This window comes from Roseivirga seohaensis (genome assembly GCF_001592945.1).
In the GTDB taxonomy this organism is placed as follows: domain Bacteria; phylum Bacteroidota; class Bacteroidia; order Cytophagales; family Cyclobacteriaceae; genus Roseivirga; species Roseivirga seohaensis.
Map to the genome: position 1 here is coordinate 533,361 of NZ_LRPB01000023.1, position 21,093 is coordinate 554,453.

A 21,093-nucleotide genomic window follows, 5' to 3' on the forward strand; every position below is an offset into this window, starting at 1 on the left:
CGGTCTCTCATTTTTAAATTCTATTAGATACTTAATTGCTAGCCATGGCTTGTAGCAAATCGTGTCTTGTGATGATGTGTACTTCGTTGGCTTTATCTCTAATCATTACCGCTGGGTTATCTTTGGTAATTACTGAAGACAACACATCTAAGGTATTATCAGGCGAAACGAACTGGAAAGGCTTGTCCATTATTTCAGAAACTGATTTGCCTTTTACGTCAGCGTCATCAATCATGTGTGCTAAAAGCTTAGAGTCAACCAAGCTTCCAACAAACTCATCGCCATTAACCACTGGCAACTGAGAAATTCCTTTGGAGGTCATCAATTTAATGGCCTCGGCAACGGTAGCAGTTTGGGCAATTGTAGTTAATTTACCATTTCCATTTTGGTGGCTCATTATATCGGCAGCGGTTTCGAAAGCACGGTTTTCAATAAAACCACGGGCCTTCATCCAGTCGTCATTGTATACTTTGCCCAAGTAGCGAGTACCATGGTCTGGCAAAATAATTACCATCACATCATCCTCTTTCATGTTTTCTTTGGCCCATTCCAATGCTCCAGCTACAGCCGAACCACAAGACCAACCGCAGAACAGTCCTTCTTCGCGCGATAGTCTACGGGTCATGATTGCACCGTCTTTATCTGTTACTTTCACAAAGTGATCGATCAGATCGAAGTTTACGTTTTTCGGTAGAATATCTTCACCAATACCTTCCGTTAAGTAAGAGTAGATCTCTTTTTCATCGAAAACACCTGTCTCTTTATATTTTTTGAATACCGAACCGTAAGTGTCAATTCCTACTGTTACTATATTTGAATTTTGTTCTTTCAAGTATTTTGAAGTGCCACACATTGAACCTCCAGTGCCAACACCAGCCGCATAGTGAGTAATTTTACCTTCAGTATCTCTCCAAATTTCTGGGCCAGTAGTTTCGTAATGGGCCGCAGAATTCGACATGTTGTCGTACTGGTTTGGATAATAAGAGTTTGGAATATCAGCATTCAATTTCTTTGCTACTGAATAGTATGAGCGAGGGTCATCTGGTGAAACGTTAGTAGGGCAAACAACTACTTCGGCACCTACTGCCTTCAAAATGTCCATCTTCTCTTGCGACTGCTTATCGGCCAAAGTGAAAATACATTTGTAACCTTTGGCAATGGCAGCTAAGGCCAAACCCATTCCTGTGTTACCAGAAGTACCTTCTATAATTGTGCCTCCTGGCTTAATTAAACCAGCTTTTTCGGCATCTTCAATCATTTTTACCGCCATTCTATCTTTCATAGAATTACCTGGGTTGAAATATTCCACTTTGGCTAAAATAGTGCCCGGAATACCCTTGGTTACGGAGTTTAACTTTACAAGAGGCGTATCGCCAATGGTTTCAATGATTGAGTTGTAATACTTCATTTTTTAAAAGTTTGGACAAAATTACGATTTCTATCGCTCAATCCTAAGCCCAGTTTTTAAACCTTTGTTAAGAATGAGAGTGGCTCTTACTGCGGCAGGCTCTTCAAAACTAGGGGTGACATATTAAATAAGATCTCTGTCTAACTTTCAGTGAGGTTATTTGTTTTCGTTAGCTCTTTTTAACTGCTCCTCAATTGCTTTTAGGCCCATAATGATTTCATTAAGTCCTTTTTTGAGAATTGTTATAATTGCAGTTGCAGTTACTAGTATTGTAATAGCTATGAGTGTTAGGATCATTTTTTAGTATTTTTATTATTGGTAATTTAACTAAATTAATAAAAAAAACACCTGTAATCACAATCGAAATATGTCCGGATTCAACGTTTACATCCAGGGTTTAAAGGATGTATTACCTATTCAGGGAATAAATAGGATATCAAAAACAGTAGAACAATACCAAAGATTAGAGTCACCAAATAGAGCCTTAAAACTCTATTAGACCTTTCTAAAAAGGAGCTATAATAATTTGAATCGGCAGAGTCATTTATTTCAATTGTAGGCAAAAAGAAGATGCTCAACATCCTTAAAGGTCCATTATGATCTTTCTTAAAAGCGAGGTACTCTTGATCTGATAATTCACCTTTTTGCCTAAGAAAAGTAAGGAGTCTTAAGAACTCCCTTCTCCTTTTTTGGATGAAAAAACCAAATCGAAAAAATAAAAAGAAGTAGAGAAGTGAGAAATATACAAGTAACAACATTTAACTAAACCAATAAAGGTTAAACTCACTATTTCAGCTTACAATTTGAATCACTTCCTCAAGAAATCATTCACTGCTTGTGTATATCGGTCTCGGTATTCTGGGCGAGTATAGAGTTGCACGTGGTCTGCACCTTCGAAGAGTTCAGTCTGAACGTTGTTGAGACCCATTATTTCGTCTTCCAAAATTGAAGCGGGCGTAGTAGAGTCTCCGTTGCCATAAAGAATCAGTGTAGGTAGCGGATTGTGATTTAATAGGTAAGAAAATTTCATATTGTCTCCCCAATCGTCAATTACGTGATCGAACTTATTGAAGGACATGTCGAATATGAAGCCCGGAATTCCCATGTTTTCGCTTTCTACTTTGGTGGTAGCATAAATATTACTCAAAGGGCTATCGAGAATAAGTTTGTCTACTTTTAAGCCTTCATTTTGGGCGAATTCAACTAAGTCTGGTCGATTGACTGTAATGGCACTGGCCATTGCGCCCATTGAAAAACCCCAAAGCACAAATTCGTTTTGGCCATAATTGTCTTTCAGCATTTTCATGGCGCCAGTAATGTCTTCGGCAAACTCATAACCCAATGCTGTTTCCGCATCATCCGACTTTCCGGAGTTTCGTAAATCAGGAATGAAAACGTTGTATAATGAATCAAGCCCAGTTTCTTTCACTAAAGCCAAGTACTTCATGGTTTTTAGTCGGTTAGACGTACGCCCATGATTGATCATCAAAGTTTTTGTAATGCCTTCTTTTGACGCGGCAACATACCAACCGTTGAGGTTGATGCCATCGGTCAAGGTTTCAAAGTCAACTTCTTCAAAATTTGGGTAGCCGTAATCCGCAGGGTCACGATTTTCACCAATACCAAACTTGGTAATCATGGCGGTGTCGCTCAACACATAATCAAAAGTGTAGCGGTCATAATCTGTAATCAGTTTTACAGTGTATGGCAATACCAAGAAATAGAAAGCTGCAATCACTAGCAAAAGGCCAATGATCATGATTTTGAAAAACTTCTTCATGATTTTAATTTTTTGAGAGTGAAGCGAGTAAGTACAACACGGCCATACGTACAGCCACACCGTTTTCAACCTGATTTAGAATTATGGCATGATCTGAATCTGCCACATCACTGTTCAGTTCTACCCCTCGATTAATTGGCCCAGGGTGCATGATTACAATCTCTTTGTTGAGTGAATCTAACAGCTTTTTATTGATGCCGTAGTAAAGTGAATATTCGCGAAGCGAAGGAAAATACTTGATCTGTTGGCGCTCCAGCTGAATTCTTAATACGTTGGCTACATCGCACCATTCTAGTGCTTTTCTTACGTTCAGTTCTACCTTTACCCCAAGTGATGCAATGTGTTTTGGCAACAAAGTTATTGGCCCACAGACCATCACTTCGGCCCCTAATTTCTGTAGTGCAAAGATGTTTGAAAGGGCAACTCTTGAATGCAGAATATCTCCAATGATAGCTACTTTTTTTCCTGCCACACCGCCAAGTCTCTGCCTAATTGAAAAGGTGTCGAGTAAAGCTTGTGTTGGGTGTTCGTGGGTGCCATCGCCAGCGTTTACAATGTTGGCTTTAATGTGTTTTGAAAGAAAATGCGGTGCGCCAGGACTGGCATGTCGCATTACAATCATGTCTACTTTCATAGACAAAATATTGTTTACCGTATCAAGCAGGGTTTCTCCTTTTTTTACTGAGCTATTGCTCGAAGAAAAGTTTACTATATCGGCAGAAAGCCTTTTTTCTGCCAATTCAAATGACAGCTTTGTGCGGGTTGAGTTTTCGAAGAATACATTGGCGACAGTTACATCGCGCAATGAAGGCACTTTTTTGATGGGTCTGTTGATGACGTCTTTAAACTCATCGGCAGTTTCAAAAATAAGTTCAATATCTCCAGGCGTTAAATCCTTGATTCCCAAAAGATGTTTGACACTTAACTGTTCCTGCATTATTCTTCTTCGTTAGTCATTAACCAAATGTTGTCGTCTTCAACGCCCTGACCTTTCCATTCCACCAAAACCTTGTGCGAATCAAGCGTATTTACCTGTCTGCCTACATAATCGGGCTTAATAGGTACATGCCTTGAGTATTTTCTTTCTACCAAAACAAGTAACTCTACTTTGGCTGGGCGGCCATAAGCAATCATAGCATCCATTGCAGCTCTGATAGAACGGCCTGTGTAAAACACATCGTCAATCAGAATTACCTTTTTGCCTTCAATCAAAAAGTCAATTTTGGTTTCGTTAGCTCGCTTTGGAGAATTTCTTCTTCTGAAGTCATCGCGGTAAAAGGTAGAATCTAAGTAACCGAGCTCGATTTCTGTGCCTGTAATTTCTAGAAGTCTTTCTTTAATACGCTCGGCAAAGAAAATGCCTCTAGGCTGAAGGCCTAAGATTACCGTATTATCAAAATTCTGGTGGTTTTCTATCAGTTCCTGACAGAGTCGGCCGATAGTGATGGCCAGTTGTGGATGTCCTAAAAGGAGTCTGCGTTGCATTTCAAGTGTCAAAGATACTAAAAGGATTGGCTACTGGAACGATTCATGTCAATTAATCGATGCCATTTCCTTTTTGGTTTGGGTTTAAAGAAATTTTATTGATGAAGAAAACCTTTCTCAAGTCGCCATTATTTTCTCCAGAGCGAATACTTTGTACGCCATAAACGATAAAGTACTTATCGTACCATCGTAATGTTCCTGAACTGTTTTCATTCTCATACCTTAGTTTGTCTTCTGGGTCGCTCAACTGAACATTGTCCACAATCACATCATTGTCTTCTTCACCGTCCATTGCTTTAGCGTGAACTTCTTTTTCGAAATAATAGACATAGGTTCCTTGGTTTTTGTCCCAAATAAATCCTCCGAAAGGCTCAGGAATTCCCTTTCCATCTTCAGGTACTTCAAGCCAGTCATCCCATTGAATATTTCCCTTTTTATCTAACACAAGGGTGTAAGCATGAGTGAATTGAAATGAGGCTCTTTCTTGGGAGTTGTTATCGGTGTTTGCACCTTGGCTTCTAAAGCCGGTTGGATAATTGGTTCCTGCCCATACATAGTGGTCTGTGTCATGATTGTAGCTTCGAAGAAATTCTCCAAAGACAATAAGTTGATCATCATCTTCAATCATTTCAGCAAATAGGGGCTGTACCCTATACCTAACCTCCTTACCTTTTTTTCTTACGGCTTCAGCTTTTTCTTTATACCGAGTGGCTTTTTTTTCTCCTAAATAAGAGAAGAAGTCTTCTAGCTCACCAAAACCATAATACTTCATGGTTTGCAGTCCTGTTCTATCTACATGGTTGATAAACATACCTGCGGGGCTATTGGTGGCTTTATAGGAATAAACTCCTACAACAACTTGTGAAATATCGTTTATGGATGAAGAAATTGCTGATGTAAGGTGGTAGTCTTTCTGCGTTTGTAGCTCATAGTCCCGAACTGCATTCCCCAAATAATCATAAGTATTTACTTTGATTGTCTGGTCTCGGTTTCTATTATATTCTGTAGCTAATACGTTAAAAGTTAGGCTATCGCTGTTTACCCTTATTTCAAGAAGTTTGGATTCGTTCTGATACACATTGGTTAAGGTTTTGATTTTATCATTTTTCAAGTCAAAAGCAAAAACTACTGGCCTAGATTCAAAGTAACCACCTATAACGGCTGTGTTTTGGATCACCTCAAATTCTTGAATGTCTAATTCTAGAATTTCTTTAGGGTTATACTCTTGAATTTCTCCGGTTCGGTTATCAATACTCAGTATCTTGATTTTAAACCTGTTTGGAAACTCCTGAAGCATTAAGTAGGTTTTGCCTTGAACATAATGGTAGCCTAAGAGTTCAAAACCCCTTTTTATCATTGCTACTTTTTCCCATTTCTGATTAAAATCAGTATCTAACTGCTTGATTGATAGTGTGTATTCTTTTAATCCTTTGTAATCAGCTTGCACTAAAGTTAGGCCCAGTTCTTCATTAGAGATTAGGAGGTAGTCCTCATCCCGCCATTCATATTCCAACTCAAACCTTTTATGATTTTCGATTTGAGCTTGGGCAAATTGAGAAAGTAGAAATAGGCTCGATATGAGGAGGAATTGGCGCATTAGGATTGAGATTTTTCTAAAATGATGTCAAATTCTTCTTTTTTAACGGATTGAACTGAAAGGCGAGACAGGCGAAGCAAATCCATTCCTTGAAGTCGATCATCTGCCTTTATATCTTCTAAAGTTACTGGTTTCTTTAGCTTTTGTTTGGGCGAAAAATCCACCACTACCCAGCGGTCGTCATCTGTGGTTGGGTCGGGGTAATGCTCTTTTACACATTCTGCAATTCCAACAATCGCTTTTTCCTTTACACTGTGATAGAAAAAAGCCAAATCGCCTACTTTCATTGCTTTCATGTTATTTCGGGCGGCATAATTTCTTACACCATCCCAATGATCGGTGCCTTTTGCCACCAGATCGTCCCACGAGTAGGCTTCAGGTTCCGATTTGATCAACCAATAGTTCATAAAGACTTATTTTTGAATTAGCTTTCGATGGAATTTAGGAAATGTTCAATGATTAAAAAAGGAGAACATTTTCTTCCATTTATTTCGAACTAAAAATTGCCGCTTTGGACAACAAGACGATCCTTAAACAATTAAAGCTTCAGGCTGCCCTTATGGAGCTGCACGATGAAAACAGTTTCAAGATCAGAGGCTACCAGAATGCGGTGTTCAATCTGGATAAAACCGACATTGAGTTGGGCAATTTATCCTTGGCCGAACTCGAAAAAATTGACGGTATAGGAAAAAGCATTGCCGCCAACATTAATGAAATCAACCAAAGGGGCGTTTCTACTGCTTTAGAAGAATACCTAAAAAACACGCCAGAAGGCATTGTGGAATTGCTCGATATGAAGGGCATTGGCCCTAAAAAAATAAAAGTACTTTGGAAGGAATTGGGCATTGAAAGTGGTCATGAACTGAAAGAAGCCGCCAACTCTGGTTTGGTAGCCAAGCTGAAAGGTTTTGGCGAAAAAACGCAACAGACCATTATAAATGCCTTAGAATTTAAAGAGGCCAACGCCAATAAACTCCATTATGCCGAAGCCGAAAAACTGGCGGAAATTGTAATTGCCGAAATTCTAGAAATTGCTCCAGACATTAAAATTGAAGTTACTGGCGCGCTGCGAAGAAAAATGGAGATCATCGAAGTCATCGACCTGATTGTGGGCACCGATGACATTGAAATCATTGAAGATGCCTTGGATGATGCAGAAAACTTTGAGCAAGTGATTGAAGAATCGGGGCCAATTACCTGGCGAGGAAATTATAAAGCACTGAGAATTCCGATTCAGCTTTCTTTCTGCGAAAAGGAAGATTTTGTAAAAGAGCAGTTTTTAAGAACGGGCAGCAATCTGCACCTGAGCTTAGAAGTAAAAGACAAACTGACTTTAAAGGACATTGTAAGACAGCAGAACTTCACTTCGGAAAAAGAAATTTATGCCGCGGCTGGTTTGGGAGAAATTGTTCCTGAAATGCGCGAGGGTACTTTCGAAATTGAGGCGGCTAAAAACGGAAACCTGCCAGAGCTGGTAGAAATGAAAGACCTAAAAGGCATTCTGCACAACCATTCTACTTACAGCGATGGAAAGCATAGCCTTGAACAAATGGCGCAACATTGCAAAGATTTGGGCTACGAATACCTCGGTATTTGCGACCACAGTAAATCTGCTTTTTATGCCAATGGGCTTAAGGAAGACCGTGTGATTCAACAGCACGAAGAAATTGACAGACTGAACGAAAAACTAGCACCTTTTAAAATTTTCAAAGGCATTGAGTCTGATATTCTTTATGATGGCCAGCTTGATTATAATGATGACGTTTTAGCAAGCTTCGATTTCATTGTGGCTTCCGTGCATTCAATTTTGAACATGAATATTGAAAAGGCCACGCAACGACTTTTAACAGCCATCGAAAATCCATATACTACGATTTTAGGTCACCCAACTGGGCGCTTATTGCTCAGAAGAGAAGGCTACCCGATTGACCATAAAATGGTAATTGACCACTGTGCAAAACACAATGTGGTGATTGAAATCAACGCCAATCCTTGGCGACTGGATTTGGACTGGCGCTGGGTGCATTATGCTTTAGAACAAGGCGTAAAACTGGCAATTAACCCCGATGCGCACGAAATGGATGGCTATCAACATATGTACTATGGTTTGCTAGCTGGCCGCAAGGGTGGGCTTACAGCCAACATGACATTTAATGTTTTAAACGTTGAAGAAATCGGGAAATACTTTGCGGAGCGCAAACAAAAAATCACAGTGAATGGCTAAGCAAAAAATCCTTGTACTTCGGTTTTCATCCATTGGCGATATTGTGCTCACTACTCCTATTGTGCGCGCACTGAAAACGCAGCTGAATGATGCTGAAATTCACTTCTGCACAAAAGCGGGTTTCGCTTCAATTTTAGAAGCCAACCCTTACATTGATAAAGTGCATTTGCTAGAAAAGGACTTAAACCCTTTGATTGCCGAACTGAAGAAAGAGAACTTCGACCACATTGTAGACCTCCACAATAATCTTCGCACCCGCATTATAAAAACCCGTTTGGGCAAACCGAGTAACGCATTCGATAAGCTGAATTGGGAAAAGTGGCTGATCGTCAATTTCAAAATAAACAAACTACCGAACGTACATATTGTAGACCGTTACTTTGAAACGGTAAAGCCTTTGGGGGTGAAGAAAGACATGCTTGGGCTTGATTATTTTATTCCTGAAAAGGATGAAATAGAAAAGGATTGGCTGCCAGAAACCCACCGCAACGGATACATTGCTTTTGCCATTGGCGGTCAGCTCAACACCAAAAAACTACCCATCGATCGCATGATCGAGCTTTGTGATAAAATAAACAAACCGATTGTGGTTTTAGGTGGAAAAGAAGACGTAGAAAATGGAGAAAGGCTCGAAGACTTCTTCAACCGAAAACACGACAAGGCGGATATGATTTCGCCTTTGGAGGAAATGGGCAAGAAGGCCATTATTTATAATGCTTGCGGAAAATTCAACCTCAATCAATCGGCTTCCATATTGAAAGGCGCGAGCCATGTTTTCACCCACGATACAGGTTTAATGCACATTGCTGCTGCCTTTAAAAAGAACATCTTTTCAATTTGGGGAAATACCATTCCTGAGTTTGGAATGTATCCTTACCAAACAAAATTTACCATTTTAGAAAACAAGAAACTGGATTGCCGACCTTGTTCTAAAATCGGTTTCGATAAATGCCCGAAAGGACATTTTAAGTGCATGAACGACATCATTTTTGACTTTTGGATTCCATGAAACATCACCATATTCAACGTACTTCATTGGCCTTTTTTCTTGCCTCCATTGTTTTGGAAGTTGGAATAAGAACGGATAAAATCACTTCGGAAGATCATTCTTTAACCATGGGCATTTCATTGGGACTTATACTTTTTGCCATTGGCATGAATGTGAGCATTGTGAAGAAAATGGGAATTCCAAAGCGCGAAAAAAACATCAGCCAAGCTCTTGGATTGCTGTATGCCGTTTATGCGCTGATTGTATACGCAATTCTTCCCGTCTAACACTTATTCCTCACTATAATATTCCTTTGGCATAAGGCAGTGTTAACAAATTATAAACAACGACTAATTTCATAGGATATATTTTATATTTGTAGGTCAATCCAACCAAAACTATGCAAAAAAGGATTCTTCTTTTAGGCTCCGGAGAGCTGGGTAAAGAGTTTGTTATCGCCTGCCAAAGGCTGGGTCAGCATGTTATCGCTGTCGATAGTTACGATCAAGCTCCGGCCATGCAAGTGGCACATCAGTGCGAGGTAATCAATATGCTAGATGGGGAAGAACTTGACCGCATTGTTGCAAAGCATAAACCCGATTTGATTGTTCCAGAAATTGAAGCCATTCGCACCGAGAGGCTATACGATTACGAAAAACAAGGTATGCAGGTGGTGCCTAGCGCCAAAGCAGCCAACTTCACGATGAACCGAAAATCGATTCGGGATTTGGCAGCTACAGAATTGAGAGTACGCACCCCAAAATTTTTATACGCTTCCAGCCTAGACGAACTGATTATCTCTGTGAACAAAATAGGTTTCCCTTGCGTGGTAAAACCGTTGATGTCTTCTTCTGGAAAAGGGCAATCGGTAATCAAAGACATTACGGATATAGAAATGGCTTGGTCTGCCGCAGGCAAAGCCCGTGGCGAGGCTACTCGCAAGGTGATTGTGGAGGAATTTATTGAGTTTGAATCTGAAATAACCATACTGACCGTAACCCAAAAAAATGGTGAAACACTTTTTTGCGCACCCATTGGCCACCGCCAAGAAAGGGGCGATTATATGGAAAGTTGGCAACCAGCCGCCATATCTTCTGGGCAGCTTCAGCGCGCACAAAAAATTGCTCAAAAAGTGACTACTGCTTTAGGCGGAGCGGGAATTTGGGGTGTAGAATTCTTTCTTACCAAAGATGATGTTTATTTCTCTGAGCTTTCTCCAAGACCGCACGATACCGGCATGGTAACCTTAGCGGGAACTCAAAACTTTAATCAGTTTGAGTTGCATGCCAGGGCTGTTTTGGGCTTGCCTATTCCTGAAATAAAATTAGAGCGCAACGGAGCCAGTGCGGTAATTTTGACCGAGTCTGCTGGTACCGAACCTGTATATTCTGGTTTAGAAGAAGCTGCAAATTTTCCTGATACTGACTTTAGAATTTTCGGGAAACCCGTTACCCGTCCATTCCGCAGAATGGGAGTAGCCTTGGCTTATGGAAGGGAAGAATCTACAGACGAACTAAGAGTGCGTGCTGCTGAAGTAGCGAAGACGATAAGGGTCAAATAGACTTTTTATTGAAAACGAATTTAGTTTTCAGCATTTTGAAATCACGCTCCAGTTTATCTCTTCTGGCCGTTCCCTTTTTGCCATAAACTTCATCCTTTATGGCTTTCCATGATTTAGTTTTCATCTTTCTCTTTGCTTATAGGTGAAGCCTACTCATTCTTTAAAACCATTGTAGTGAACTCTCTTCAAAGTATCTCCATCAAAAACTAAGATATCTTTTGAAATTGATTTTACTGACACAGTATCAAAGGCTCGTCTATACTGCGAGAAACCATAATCAAATATTAAATACGACTCAACCCCTGTTTGGTAGATACGAAAATTTGTATTGAAATCAGCGGTATATCTTGGCTCTTCTTTCAACTCAAGTGTGGTGTCCAGTTCATATCGAGACATAATACCATGTGATTGATCATCAAATTCAAAATGTAAGACCTCAATAGGGCTATATGTCTCTATTCTTGCTAAAGAATTATCCATATAGACGTGTTTGAATCGCCCACTATCCGTACTAAGTATATAGTATTCACTATTGAAACTCTCAAAAGTATTTCCAATTATGATGGTGTCGCTGATGTGAACTGAGTTTTCAGTGTAGTCCCAAAGTCCATTTATATTTTCGATTGAATTGTTTCTATTGCATGAAAAGAACAATAAACTCAAAACAATAAACTTGACTGTTCTCAACAACATAAAACCAGAGTTAATTACAACATCTCATTTGCCAAATTAGCCAACTCAGATCTCTCGCCTTTTTCAAGGGTAATATGCGCATAAAGTGGATGATCTTTTACTCTATCGATCAAGTAAGAAAGTCCATTCGATTGCGAGTCTAGGTAAGGCGTATCAATTTGGTAGATATCGCCCGTAAATACAATTTTGGTGTTTTCGCCAGCTCGGGTAATGATTGTTTTGATTTCGTGTGGCGTTAGGTTTTGGGCTTCGTCTACAATAAAGAAAATGTTTGATAAACTACGTCCACGGATGTAAGCCAGAGGCGTAATCATCAGCTTTTCTTTGGCCACCATATCGGTAATGGCTTTGAACTCTTTATCAGATTCCTTGTATTGGTTTTGAATAAACTTGAGGTTATCCCAAAGCGGTTCCATATATGGATTTAGCTTCGATTTGATATCGCCCGGTAAATAACCAATGTCTTTATTACTCAAAGGCACAATAGGTCGGGCCAAGTAAATCTGCTTGTATTCTCTGCGTTGCTCCAAAGCACCCGCCAAAGTCAGTAAGGTTTTTCCTGTTCCGGCTACGCCCTGAATGGTCACCAGCTTAACATCTGGATTCATAATGGCATGAATCGCAAAAGTCTGTTCGGCATTGCGCGGCTTTATGCCCGACACTGGGCGTTTATCTACCTTCTGAATACAGTCTTCATTGACATTGTAATGGGCCAATACCGAGTTCTTATCGCTCTTTAAAATAAAATATTGATTCGGGTGAGCTTTCTTTCTTTTGAGTACTTCTTTAGGCTCAATCGTTCCGTCTTCATAAAGGTGATTCACCAAATCAGAATCTACCTTTTCAATTTCAATCATCCCTTTTCTCAGCGACTGAACATTCTTAATTTTTCCAGTTTCGTAATCTTCAGCTGCCAAGCCCATGGACTTTGCTTTCAACCGAAGGTTAATGTCCTTACTGACGAGAATTACTTTTCTGCCTTTGTTTTCATCGCGCATGCGAAGAGCCGCATTCAGAATCCGATGATCATTTTTCGTTTCTCCAAAAACCTCATTGGCATCCAGTTCTCCTTTTCCCGTGCCAGCTTCCATAATCACCTTCAGGCTACCGCGGGTTTTTCCGTTAAGAGGAATCCAGTCTTGTAAAGATTTATCCTGCGCCAGCTTATCGAGTAAACGGGTAAACTCACGGGCCTCAAAGTTTTTGGTGTCATTTCCTTTTTTGAACTGGTCCAATTCTTCCAACACGGTAATTGGAATCCCAATATCGTGTTCCTCGAAATTCATGATGGAGATGTGTTCAAAAAGTATTACGGAAGTATCAAGTACGAAAATTTTCTTCTCACTCAGCGTCTTAGCTCTTGCCATATCAGGTTGGTCAATAATTAAGTAGAAAGGTTGTTTTAAGTTAGTAAAATAATGGTTCAAACAAGACCAAGAAGCTTTATTAATATAGCCTTAACACACGATTTGAATTAATCTATTGAAAGTGAAGGAGTTAAATTTATTGACTACATCATTCGAAAAAATACCTTAATTTGAAAACCAAATTTACACAACTATGACACCTCCACTTTCCAGAAGAAACTTTATTAGAAATACGGCAACTGTTGGAGCAGCATTGCCTTTTGTATCGCCTACCATGCTTTTTTCAGATCAAAAGAAGTCTGTTATCAGAATGGGCTTTATTGGTACAGGTGAAAGAGGCCGAAGCCAATTGAATGTAGCCTTATTAAGAGACGATGTTGAAGTAGTTGCTATTTGTGATGTGGACAATGCGGTTTTGCAAAAGGCCGAAGACATGATTACAAAAAGCGGAGGTAAAAAGCCTGTGCGTTTTGATGGTGATGGCGAAGCTTACCACAAGATGCTCGAAATGGACAACTTGGATGCCGTATATATTGCTACCCCATGGGTTTGGCACGTGCCAATGGCCGTTGCAGCCATGAAGGCAGGAAAGGCGGTTGCCCTTGAGGTTTCTGGCGCTACCGATATTGAAGAATGCTGGGATTTAGTGAACGCACAAGAAGAAACTGGCGTGCCTTTGATGTTTATGGAAAACGTGTGTTACAGAAGAGATGTAATGGCGGTTTTAAATATGGTACGCGATGACCTGTTTGGTGAAATGATTCACCTAGAAGGCGGCTATCAGCATGACCTAAGGGCGGTAAAACTGAACGATGGTAAATCGGCTTATGGACAAGGCGTTGAGTTTGGCGAAAACGGATATAGCGAATCGAAATGGAGAACAACGCACTCGGTACATAGAAATGCAGAGCTTTACCCAACACACGGTTTGGGGCCAGTAGCAACAGCCATTAACCTGAACAGAGGTAACCGAATGGCTTATCTTACTTCCATGAGTTCGAAAAGCAGAGGTTTACACGACTATATTGTGAATCACCCGAAAGGAGGAAAAGACCACCCGAACGCTAAGGTAGATTTCAAATTGGGCGATGTGGTCACCACCATGATTAGAACAGTAAACGGTGAAACCATAAACCTTACTCACGATACCAACCTTCCAAGACCTTATTCTTTAGGCTTCCGTTTTCAGGGTACTAAAGGGCTTTGGATGGACATTAATAAATCGCTTTATGTAGAAGGACAAGGCCGACCACATCAGTGGCAGTCTGACAAAGAGATGATGGAGAAATACGATCATCCGCTTTGGAAAAAATATGGCGAAAAAGCTTCGGGTGCCGGGCATGGCGGTATGGACTTCTTCGTATTTCATGCTTTTGTGGAAGCCCTGAAAAGAGATGCGCCAATGCCAATTGATGTGTATGATGGTGCCGCTTGGATGGCAGTTACTGCGCTTTCAGAACAATCTATTCTACAAGGTGGCGAACCAGTTCAATTCCCAGACTTTACCCGTGGCAGATGGATTAACAGAAAACCGATTTTCGCATTAGACGATAGTTATTAATAGCAAAGGCCGTTCATATTAAGAGCGGCCTTAATTTTTTCTCAGTCGCTTGGCTTTGCCGAGTGACTTTTAGCTTATTGGCTTGAAACCAAACTTCTAGTCATCACTCGGTACAACCGAGCGATTGCACTTCGATTTAAGCTTAGCGAAACGCAGTGTTCTTAGTGGTAAAAAACAGCTCACTATAACATTCGCCTCGTAGAGGTCTTTTCACGTTTCACAAGACAAAACCTTACTTGTTTTACTGAACATTCCAAAGCTTCTCTCTCAGTCGCTTGGCTTTGCCGAGTGACCTTTAGCTTATTGGCTTGAAGCCAAACTTCTAGTCATCACTCGGTACAACCGAGCGATTGCACTTCGATTTAGACTTAGCGAAACGCAGTGTTCTTAGTAGTAAAAAACAGCTCACTATAACATTCACCTCTTAGAGGTCTTTTCACGTTTTACAAGACAAAACCTTAATTGTTTTATTGAACATTCTGAAGCTTCTCCCTCAGTCGCTTGGCTTTGCCGAGTGACTTTTAGCTTATTGGCTTGAAGCCAAACTTCTAGTCATCACTCGGTGCAACCGAGCGATTGCGCTTCGATTTAAGCTTAGCGAAACGCAGTGTTCTTAGCGGTAAAAAAGAATCACCGCTTCAAATTCAAGTCCATGATCTTGGCTCTTGATAAAGCAAAGCAAGAGTTAATACGATTTGTATCAAGTTAAACTAATCCACAAAAAAAGCCCAAACCGGTAAGGGTGTGGGCTGCAAGTAAAGAGTGAAGTCATCCTTTTCTTTAAATTGAGTCATGATTTGGATGAATAATCATGATCAATTGTCATTAATTTCCGCTCAAATCTAATGACGCATTCCACATAAAAAAACTATTTTAGCTAATTCTTCAGAAAAGTTTTTATGCTGAAAAAAGTGATTCAAATACTGTATACAGCTTGGTGCGCCATTTGGTTTGTAGGCATCATGATTGCGCTGTCTCCTTTTACAGTAATTCCAAGATTGATCAGCCCCAAGCTGGATAAATTCAGCTACTTTTTTGCACGTGTCTGGGTCTTCCTTTTTTCGATGATTTCTTTCATTCATTTTAAAACCCACAACCGAAAGTTAATTCAACGCGGTCAGCCATATATTTTCACTATTAATCACACTTCGTTTTTAGATGCTCCCGCTATTCCAAGGGCCATTCCTGTTCCGTTAAAAGGTTTGGGCAAAAAGGAACTGGCTAAAATTCCGCTGTTTGGGTTTATTGCAAGTAGCTTTGCCGTTTGGGTAGATCGTACCAGCGAAGAAAGTAGAAAGAAAAGTGTTCAGAAATTGGTGAAAAACTTAAACCGAGGCCTTTCGATTATGGTGGCCCCAGAAGGCACACGAAACAATAGCGATGAACCACTGCTTCCTTTTTATAACGGCCCTTTCAGGTTGGCCATTGAAACGGGTACTCCTATTATGCCTTTAATCATTCACGATGCCAAAAGACTGATGCCAAAAGGTCAATTGGGCTTAAAGCCTGGTGTAATTCATAATTATTTTCTTCCGCCAATTTCTACCCAAAATATGACCCAAGAAGACCTTCCAGCCCTAAAAGCTCAAGTTTACGAAATGATGAAATCTAAGATCATTGAATTAGATGAGAAGAATAAACGCTAATTTGGCATTCATTTTGGAATAGTGGCTTACTCAACCAAACAATAAAGCTTATGAAAACTTTTTTACACTCACTTTTAGCCCTTATGGTGCTGACTATCGTAAGCTGTGCTACAGGAAAAAACGCACTCGAAAAAGGCAATTATGAAACGGCTTTAGACCGTGCCATCAATCGTTTACAATCGAACCCGGACAATAAGAAATCGCAAGATGTATTGATTGAGGGTTATCGCTTGGCGAGCAATTATCATATGGATTACATCCGTATGTTGGCAGTAAATAACGATCCAAATAAATGGGAGGCTACTTACTATCAGTATAAGCAGTTGAACAGTTATTATCGTCAAATTCAGCGATGCCCAGCATGTTTGTCGCTGGTAATGCCAAAATCATATATTAGCGAAGAAAGTGATGCTGCCAGAAAAGCTGCTGAATACCAGATAGAATTGGGAAATAACGCTTTAGCTACCAATACAATTGAAGGGGGAAGAAGAGCTTTTAAGCATTTCAATTTTGCGCTTAATTTTGACAGAAACGTACCAAACATTGACAGTTTATTGACTGACGCCAGAAACATGGGCACTGTTCGGGTTTTGATCGAACCAATTCCCATTCACTCTCGCAGCTTGGAGTTGACCAATGAGTATTTTGAAAACCGAGTAATCGAATACTTAGATAGATTTAGCCAAGGCCGATTTGTTCAGTTTTTCACTGTGGATCAAGCAGAGCAGATTGATTTGCAACCCGACCAAATCGTATCAATGCAATTTGATGATTTCGTTTTAGGCCAAACTTTGATTGAATCGAAAACCAAAGAGGTGAAGCGTGACAGCGTAGTGGTAGGTCAGTTTACTGACGACAAAGGCGTGAAGCACGATGTATATAATACTGTGAAAGCCGAGTTGACGATTAACCGCAAAACGCTTTCCTCGCAGGGCGTAATGAATTTCGAAATAAGAGATGCATATACTAACCGAATTTTGACCAATCGTAAGTTGCCAAGCAAAGATGTATGGGTACACGAATGGGCTTCGTTTAACGGAGATGCTAGAGCGCTTACCCGCGATGAAATAGAAATGAGTAAGTTGAAGGAGTTACCTCCACCACCGCCTCAAACCCTATTCATCGGTTTTGTAGACCGCATTTATGATCAAATAATTGGAAGTATCAGTAATTTTTACCGAGATTCTGAAATATAGATAAAGGCCTATCTTAAAGCTATTGGTCATTCTGAACTTGTTTCAGAACCTGCTTATTGTCTGTCTATTTTGACAGACCCTGAGTCAAGCTCAGGGTGACCAGTAGTAATTGAGGTAACCTTCTAAATAAAAACATATGACCACCCCAAAAGAATCTCAACCCAACAACCCTCTCCACGGAGTAAAACTGGCTGATATACTAGAGGTATTGGTAAAAAAATATGGTTGGGAAGAATTGGGCGATAGAATCAATATTCGTTGTTTTACACATAACCCATCCATTAAATCGAGCCTTACTTTTTTGCGGAAAACGCCATGGGCCAGAGAGAAAGTAGAACAATTATATCTGCGTTCTATTTAATCAACCGTTTTTCAAATATCGCCATATAACTAATCCTTCTTCTTTTTTAAAAAGGCGTAAAAGGCAAAAGCTAATACCATTACGCCAATCAATATACCCCAAATCAAATTGGGATTTTCAGAAAGAAAGTCTGTCTCATCGGGGTCATTGGCCTTGTAAATGGATTTTTGATGAACTATAGGAGTGTATTCCACTGCATGGAAATGGCTTGAAGGATTTTCTATAAATGTATAAAGCATAATTAGTTTCTGTTAGTACAAGCGCTTGCTTTTAGAGCTACGCTAATTATGCTTAACTAACATTTCAAGTGGGTAAAAGTTTATTGGTGAGCATTAAAAGTAAAGCCCCGATCTGCTATAAATCGAGGCTTTATGGGATAAAAAACACCAATCGGTGAGTATTATTGATAGGTTACTGCTGTTCCGCTGGCTGTAACCATTAGCATGCTGGAACTTTGACCTATCGTTTCATAATCCAAATCAATGCCCACTACTGCGTTTGCGCCCATGGCTTGAGCCGCGTATTGTAATTCTTGCATTGCATTATTTTTTGCTTCGCGAAGCACTCGCTCATACGAGCCAGAACGCCCACCGACTAAATCGGTAATACTGGCGAAAATGTCTTTAAATAAATTGGCGCCAATAATGGCTTCGCCTGTAATTACGCCATGGTACTTTGTAATTGTGTGACCTTCGATGGTTGGGGTTGTTGTTAAAAGCATATTGTTGTTTTTGGTTTTAAGTTTTTGCCACAAATTCATGCAGCGAATAACTATGCTTTCGTGAAACGCTCTATCAGTGTTTTATGATCTGGATAAGCGGAAGCTAATGTCGAGCGATCGGCCAATTCAAAGTCTTCAAATTCGAAACCGGGTGAGACTGTGCAGCCTACTAAAATGAAGTCTCCTTGAATAATTTCCGCGGCAAACCAATGGTGTTTTGGAATTACAACTTGGAAACTTTCACCCTTTTCTAAGTCTTTCCCAATGGTTTTAGAAACCAATTTTCCTTCAGGTGAAAGCATATGAATACGGGCCGCGCCTCCATCATGAAAGTGCCAAATTTCGTCTGAGTTTAGCCTATGGAAGTTTGAAACGCTATTGGGGGTAAGCAGAAAGTAAATTGAAGTACCGAATGTTCGTGCCGATGGATAGTAATTGGGCAATGCGCTTTTTTCAATACTTTCTTCTGATCTATAGCTTTCAGCGTAATAACCTCCTTCTGGATGTGCCAGTAGGTTTAGTTTTTCAATGTAGTATTCCGCTTTCATAGCTCAATTTGTTTGTTCAGTAGTTCCAATAGTCTGAATTGATTTCTGGTCCTGATATAGTTTTCTTCCGCGAAGCTTATTTTGTAATAAGTGTCGCCATTCAGGTAATCGGCCAAAAAACGAATGGCCTGCATATAAGTCATGTATAAACCCCCAAACTCTAAACTCTCTACTTCAAGAGGTAAAAGAGACTCAGCGCAAGAAGAAAGATAACCTGATTTTAGTGCCTCTATATAACCTTCTCTGATTTCGATTTTACTTTCATCCAGTTCAGCTTCTTTTGTTGGGCTGAGTAAAGTGCGCATCATATCGCCAAAATCAGAGAGCACATAACCTGGGCCGGAGGTGTCTAAATCAATCACATGACGAAATTCATCGGTGCCTTCGGTCAAAAGAATGTTGTCAATTTTTGTATCGTTATGACACACCCTTAACGGCAAACCGCCCCTTATAAGTTGATTAAAGTGTTCGGCAATCCAACGGAAAGTGTTTGCCTGTTCAATAAAGTGTTGGCTTGACTCTCTTCGATTTGCCCTATTTTGTTTAATGGCTTCGTCCAATTGTTGCAAACGCCATTTTAAGTTATGGAAATTCGGGATGGCTTCATTGAAAACGGTAGGGTCTAAAACAGACGTGACTTTGGTAAACATGCCAAAGCCCTTTCCAACTTCTTTAACCAAAGTGAGATTATTAGCAGTTGTAGGTCCATAGGCATTCACTACGAACTCTTGTAATTTCCAACAGCCACTTTGATCTACATAAAAGCATTTCCCCTTTTCGGTTGTAATGTGCCTTGCGAATATTTCTGATTGCAAGCCTTGCAGCAGGTTGAGATTGTTTTCCAAAGCTTCTGTATTCTGAAAAACTTTGGTGTTTACTTTCTGAAGCAGGTAGTTTCCGCAGTCGGTTTCAACTTTGAAGGTATCATTGATATGGCCAGAACCGAAAGGGGCAACCTTCTCGATTGCCCCTTTTAATTTGAATGCCTTTAATGCTGCTAAGGCAATGTTCATTATTTTATTTCTTCAGGGTATTTCCCGTCCGCAATCATTTTACTAATTCCGCTTACAACAAATGGTTTATCCTCCTGATAGGTTACTCCTAACCATGAAGCAGAAGTCGGTACTACCTTAACTGTAGCTTTGCCTTCGTTCATGAGGTTGTCCATTTCGGCAGGAATAAAACACTCCGACTTAGGGTTGGTGTGGTTTTCCTTCACAAAATCGATAAATTTTTCTTCGAAATGAGGAAGCGCAGAAGCTGGGAAACCCAAGAAATTCATCGACACGTAAGTATCTGGCGCGAGTGAATGCTTCACTCCATCTTCTTCATAAGTAATAGCATCACCATTTTTGCTGATGGCCAGCGTTTCTTTAATGCCCGTTAGGGTCATGTCTTCTTTCACTTGGCAAACGCCACGATTAACCGTTCCGTGATCAGAAAGCGTGTTGACTAAGCTGTAGCCCATGATTAAGTACTCATTTTCCTTTAAGTTTTTCATGGCAGTCACCACTTCACCAAAAGATTCCTGACCATAATAATCATCGGCATTAATTACTACAAAAGGCTCATTAATGAGGTGTTTGGCAGCCAAAATAGCATGCGTTGTTCCCCAAGGTTTTTTTCTATCGGCTTCGTATGGCGCAGTATGCTCTGTGTATTCATTCTGAAAAGCATACTCCATTTTAATCTTTCCGTTGAATCGATTTTTGTAGTGTTCGTCAAAAGCGTCTTTCAAATCCGTACGGATAATAAATACCACTTTAGTGAATCCAGCATTGATGGCATCATGAATTGAATAATCCATAATGATTTCGCCATGTGGGCCAATTCCGTCCAATTGTTTATTTCCACCATATCGGCTTCCCATGCCCGCAGCCAATACTACCAAAGTCAAATCCATAATGTCCTCTATTTTAATTATAATTGTTGGCTCGAAGTTGTCGAAAAAGACAAG

23 protein-coding genes are annotated in these 21,093 nt (G+C 40.2%); 8 read left to right on the forward strand and 15 right to left on the reverse strand.

Going from position 1 to position 21,093, the window contains the following annotated elements:
- Window positions 1–31 precede the first annotated feature (31 nt).
- The 7 genes from AWW67_RS08685 to AWW67_RS08715 form a co-directional block, all read right to left on the reverse strand.
- Complete coding sequence (locus AWW67_RS08685; RefSeq protein ID WP_062301164.1) at window positions 32–1,408, reverse strand: cystathionine beta-synthase; 1,377 nt, start codon at window positions 1,406–1,408, stop codon at window positions 32–34.
- Between the two features lie 156 nt (window positions 1,409–1,564).
- Entirely contained in the window at window positions 1,565–1,705 is a 141-nt protein-coding gene (locus AWW67_RS19015; protein WP_176700017.1) for a hypothetical protein, read from the reverse strand.
- A 511-nt stretch (window positions 1,706–2,216) separates the two neighbouring features.
- Window positions 2,217–3,188, reverse strand: a complete 972-nt coding sequence (locus AWW67_RS08695; RefSeq protein ID WP_062301168.1) for an alpha/beta hydrolase — start codon at window positions 3,186–3,188, stop codon at window positions 2,217–2,219.
- A gap of 4 nt (window positions 3,189–3,192) precedes the next feature.
- On the reverse strand, window positions 3,193–4,125 hold the full coding sequence (locus AWW67_RS08700; protein ID WP_062301171.1) for an aspartate carbamoyltransferase catalytic subunit: 933 nt from the start codon (window positions 4,123–4,125) through the stop codon (window positions 3,193–3,195).
- A complete protein-coding gene (gene pyrR, locus AWW67_RS08705; RefSeq protein WP_062301173.1) occupies window positions 4,125–4,673 on the reverse strand; it encodes a bifunctional pyr operon transcriptional regulator/uracil phosphoribosyltransferase PyrR in 549 nt (182 codons plus the stop codon). Before pyrR ends, AWW67_RS08700 begins: the two co-directional genes overlap by 1 nt.
- A 52-nt stretch (window positions 4,674–4,725) precedes the next feature.
- Window positions 4,726–6,270 carry a hypothetical protein gene (locus AWW67_RS08710; RefSeq protein WP_062301174.1) on the reverse strand — a complete coding sequence of 515 codons (1,545 nt, stop codon included), beginning with the start codon at window positions 6,268–6,270 and terminating at the stop codon, window positions 4,726–4,728.
- Window positions 6,270–6,677 carry an EVE domain-containing protein gene (locus AWW67_RS08715; protein WP_062301176.1) on the reverse strand — a complete coding sequence of 136 codons (408 nt, stop codon included), beginning with the start codon at window positions 6,675–6,677 and terminating at the stop codon, window positions 6,270–6,272. The genes AWW67_RS08710 and AWW67_RS08715 overlap by 1 nt, the downstream gene beginning before the upstream one ends.
- A 104-nt stretch (window positions 6,678–6,781) precedes the next feature.
- Here AWW67_RS08715 and polX point away from each other — a divergent pair, with 104 nt between their 5' ends.
- From polX to purT, 4 genes are all read left to right on the forward strand, one after another.
- Entirely contained in the window at window positions 6,782–8,494 is a 1,713-nt protein-coding gene (gene polX / locus AWW67_RS08720; protein ID WP_062301178.1) for a DNA polymerase/3'-5' exonuclease PolX, read from the forward strand.
- Window positions 8,487–9,503, forward strand: a complete 1,017-nt coding sequence (locus AWW67_RS08725) for a glycosyltransferase family 9 protein (RefSeq protein WP_062301180.1) — start codon at window positions 8,487–8,489, stop codon at window positions 9,501–9,503. The genes polX and AWW67_RS08725 overlap by 8 nt, the downstream gene beginning before the upstream one ends.
- Entirely contained in the window at window positions 9,500–9,769 is a 270-nt protein-coding gene (locus tag AWW67_RS08730; RefSeq protein ID WP_053223454.1) for a hypothetical protein, read from the forward strand. Before AWW67_RS08725 ends, AWW67_RS08730 begins: the two co-directional genes overlap by 4 nt.
- A 113-nt stretch (window positions 9,770–9,882) precedes the next feature.
- Entirely contained in the window at window positions 9,883–11,043 is a 1,161-nt protein-coding gene (purT, locus tag AWW67_RS08735; RefSeq protein WP_062301182.1) for a formate-dependent phosphoribosylglycinamide formyltransferase, read from the forward strand.
- Here the strand turns inward: purT and AWW67_RS08740 are convergent.
- From AWW67_RS08740 to AWW67_RS08750, 3 genes are read right to left on the reverse strand one after another with little or no spacing between them, the layout of a single operon-like run.
- A complete protein-coding gene (locus AWW67_RS08740; RefSeq protein WP_260311380.1) occupies window positions 11,036–11,167 on the reverse strand; it encodes a hypothetical protein in 132 nt (43 codons plus the stop codon). The two genes, purT and AWW67_RS08740, sit on opposite strands and share 8 nt — an antisense overlap.
- A gap of 29 nt (window positions 11,168–11,196) precedes the next feature.
- Window positions 11,197–11,736, reverse strand: a complete 540-nt coding sequence (locus AWW67_RS08745) for a hypothetical protein (protein WP_062301183.1) — start codon at window positions 11,734–11,736, stop codon at window positions 11,197–11,199.
- A gap of 14 nt (window positions 11,737–11,750) precedes the next feature.
- Window positions 11,751–13,103, reverse strand: coding sequence for a PhoH family protein (locus AWW67_RS08750; protein WP_062301546.1), 1,353 nt, complete (start codon window positions 13,101–13,103; stop codon window positions 11,751–11,753).
- Between the two features lie 193 nt (window positions 13,104–13,296).
- On the opposite strand from AWW67_RS08750, the gene AWW67_RS08755 reads away from it, so the two are divergent.
- From AWW67_RS08755 to AWW67_RS08770, 4 genes are all read left to right on the forward strand, one after another.
- The gene (locus AWW67_RS08755; protein ID WP_062301185.1) at window positions 13,297–14,664 is read left to right on the forward strand and encodes a Gfo/Idh/MocA family protein; all 1,368 of its coding nucleotides are present in this window, start codon (window positions 13,297–13,299) and stop codon (window positions 14,662–14,664) included.
- Between the two features lie 899 nt (window positions 14,665–15,563).
- Window positions 15,564–16,310 (forward strand): lysophospholipid acyltransferase family protein, encoded by a 747-nt coding sequence (locus AWW67_RS08760; protein ID WP_062301187.1) that lies wholly within the window; start codon window positions 15,564–15,566, stop codon window positions 16,308–16,310.
- Between the two features lie 50 nt (window positions 16,311–16,360).
- Window positions 16,361–17,506, forward strand: a complete 1,146-nt coding sequence (locus tag AWW67_RS08765; protein ID WP_062301188.1) for a hypothetical protein — start codon at window positions 16,361–16,363, stop codon at window positions 17,504–17,506.
- Window positions 17,507–17,642: 136 nt separating this feature from the next.
- Window positions 17,643–17,867: a VF530 family protein gene (locus AWW67_RS08770; RefSeq protein WP_062301190.1), complete on the forward strand. Its 225-nt coding sequence runs from the start codon at window positions 17,643–17,645 to the stop codon at window positions 17,865–17,867.
- A 29-nt stretch (window positions 17,868–17,896) separates the two neighbouring features.
- On the opposite strand, the gene AWW67_RS08775 is transcribed toward AWW67_RS08770, so the two are convergent.
- The 5 genes from AWW67_RS08775 to AWW67_RS08795 form a co-directional block, all read right to left on the reverse strand.
- Entirely contained in the window at window positions 17,897–18,106 is a 210-nt protein-coding gene (locus tag AWW67_RS08775) for an LPXTG cell wall anchor domain-containing protein (protein ID WP_062301191.1), read from the reverse strand.
- Between the two features lie 161 nt (window positions 18,107–18,267).
- Window positions 18,268–18,588: a heavy metal-binding domain-containing protein gene (locus tag AWW67_RS08780; RefSeq protein WP_053223496.1), complete on the reverse strand. Its 321-nt coding sequence runs from the start codon at window positions 18,586–18,588 to the stop codon at window positions 18,268–18,270.
- A 50-nt stretch (window positions 18,589–18,638) separates the two neighbouring features.
- Complete coding sequence (locus AWW67_RS08785) at window positions 18,639–19,136, reverse strand: cupin domain-containing protein (RefSeq protein WP_062301193.1); 498 nt, start codon at window positions 19,134–19,136, stop codon at window positions 18,639–18,641.
- Window positions 19,133–20,149 carry a phosphotransferase enzyme family protein gene (locus AWW67_RS08790; RefSeq protein ID WP_062301195.1) on the reverse strand — a complete coding sequence of 339 codons (1,017 nt, stop codon included), beginning with the start codon at window positions 20,147–20,149 and terminating at the stop codon, window positions 19,133–19,135. The genes AWW67_RS08785 and AWW67_RS08790 overlap by 4 nt, the downstream gene beginning before the upstream one ends.
- Complete coding sequence (locus AWW67_RS08795) at window positions 20,149–21,039, reverse strand: nucleotidyltransferase family protein (protein WP_062301196.1); 891 nt, start codon at window positions 21,037–21,039, stop codon at window positions 20,149–20,151. The genes AWW67_RS08790 and AWW67_RS08795 overlap by 1 nt, the downstream gene beginning before the upstream one ends.
- Between the last annotated feature and the right edge of the window lie 54 nt (window positions 21,040–21,093).

Coding starts and splice junctions, on each gene's coding strand:
- AWW67_RS08780 (WP_053223496.1), bottom strand. CDS start 18,588: ATGCTTTTAACAACAACCCCAACCATCGAAGGTCACACAATTACAAAG.
- AWW67_RS08790 (WP_062301195.1), bottom strand. CDS start 20,149: ATGAACATTGCCTTAGCAGCATTAAAGGCATTCAAATTAAAAGGGGCA.
- pyrR (WP_062301173.1), bottom strand. CDS start 4,673: ATGCAACGCAGACTCCTTTTAGGACATCCACAACTGGCCATCACTATC.
- AWW67_RS08700 (WP_062301171.1), bottom strand. CDS start 4,125: ATGCAGGAACAGTTAAGTGTCAAACATCTTTTGGGAATCAAGGATTTA.
- AWW67_RS08765 (WP_062301188.1), top strand. CDS start 16,361: ATGAAAACTTTTTTACACTCACTTTTAGCCCTTATGGTGCTGACTATC.
- AWW67_RS08795 (WP_062301196.1), bottom strand. CDS start 21,039: ATGGATTTGACTTTGGTAGTATTGGCTGCGGGCATGGGAAGCCGATAT.
- AWW67_RS08695 (WP_062301168.1), bottom strand. CDS start 3,188: ATGAAGAAGTTTTTCAAAATCATGATCATTGGCCTTTTGCTAGTGATT.
- AWW67_RS08740 (WP_260311380.1), bottom strand. CDS start 11,167: ATGAAAACTAAATCATGGAAAGCCATAAAGGATGAAGTTTATGGCAAA.
- AWW67_RS08785 (WP_062301193.1), bottom strand. CDS start 19,136: ATGAAAGCGGAATACTACATTGAAAAACTAAACCTACTGGCACATCCA.
- AWW67_RS08725 (WP_062301180.1), top strand. CDS start 8,487: ATGGCTAAGCAAAAAATCCTTGTACTTCGGTTTTCATCCATTGGCGAT.
- AWW67_RS19015 (WP_176700017.1), bottom strand. CDS start 1,705: ATGATCCTAACACTCATAGCTATTACAATACTAGTAACTGCAACTGCA.
- AWW67_RS08755 (WP_062301185.1), top strand. CDS start 13,297: ATGACACCTCCACTTTCCAGAAGAAACTTTATTAGAAATACGGCAACT.
- AWW67_RS08760 (WP_062301187.1), top strand. CDS start 15,564: ATGCTGAAAAAAGTGATTCAAATACTGTATACAGCTTGGTGCGCCATT.
- AWW67_RS08745 (WP_062301183.1), bottom strand. CDS start 11,736: ATGTTGTTGAGAACAGTCAAGTTTATTGTTTTGAGTTTATTGTTCTTT.
- AWW67_RS08685 (WP_062301164.1), bottom strand. CDS start 1,408: ATGAAGTATTACAACTCAATCATTGAAACCATTGGCGATACGCCTCTT.
- AWW67_RS08715 (WP_062301176.1), bottom strand. CDS start 6,677: ATGAACTATTGGTTGATCAAATCGGAACCTGAAGCCTACTCGTGGGAC.
- AWW67_RS08710 (WP_062301174.1), bottom strand. CDS start 6,270: ATGCGCCAATTCCTCCTCATATCGAGCCTATTTCTACTTTCTCAATTT.
- AWW67_RS08750 (WP_062301546.1), bottom strand. CDS start 13,103: ATGGCAAGAGCTAAGACGCTGAGTGAGAAGAAAATTTTCGTACTTGAT.
- AWW67_RS08730 (WP_053223454.1), top strand. CDS start 9,500: ATGAAACATCACCATATTCAACGTACTTCATTGGCCTTTTTTCTTGCC.
- AWW67_RS08775 (WP_062301191.1), bottom strand. CDS start 18,106: ATGCTTTATACATTTATAGAAAATCCTTCAAGCCATTTCCATGCAGTG.
- AWW67_RS08770 (WP_062301190.1), top strand. CDS start 17,643: ATGACCACCCCAAAAGAATCTCAACCCAACAACCCTCTCCACGGAGTA.
- purT (WP_062301182.1), top strand. CDS start 9,883: ATGCAAAAAAGGATTCTTCTTTTAGGCTCCGGAGAGCTGGGTAAAGAG.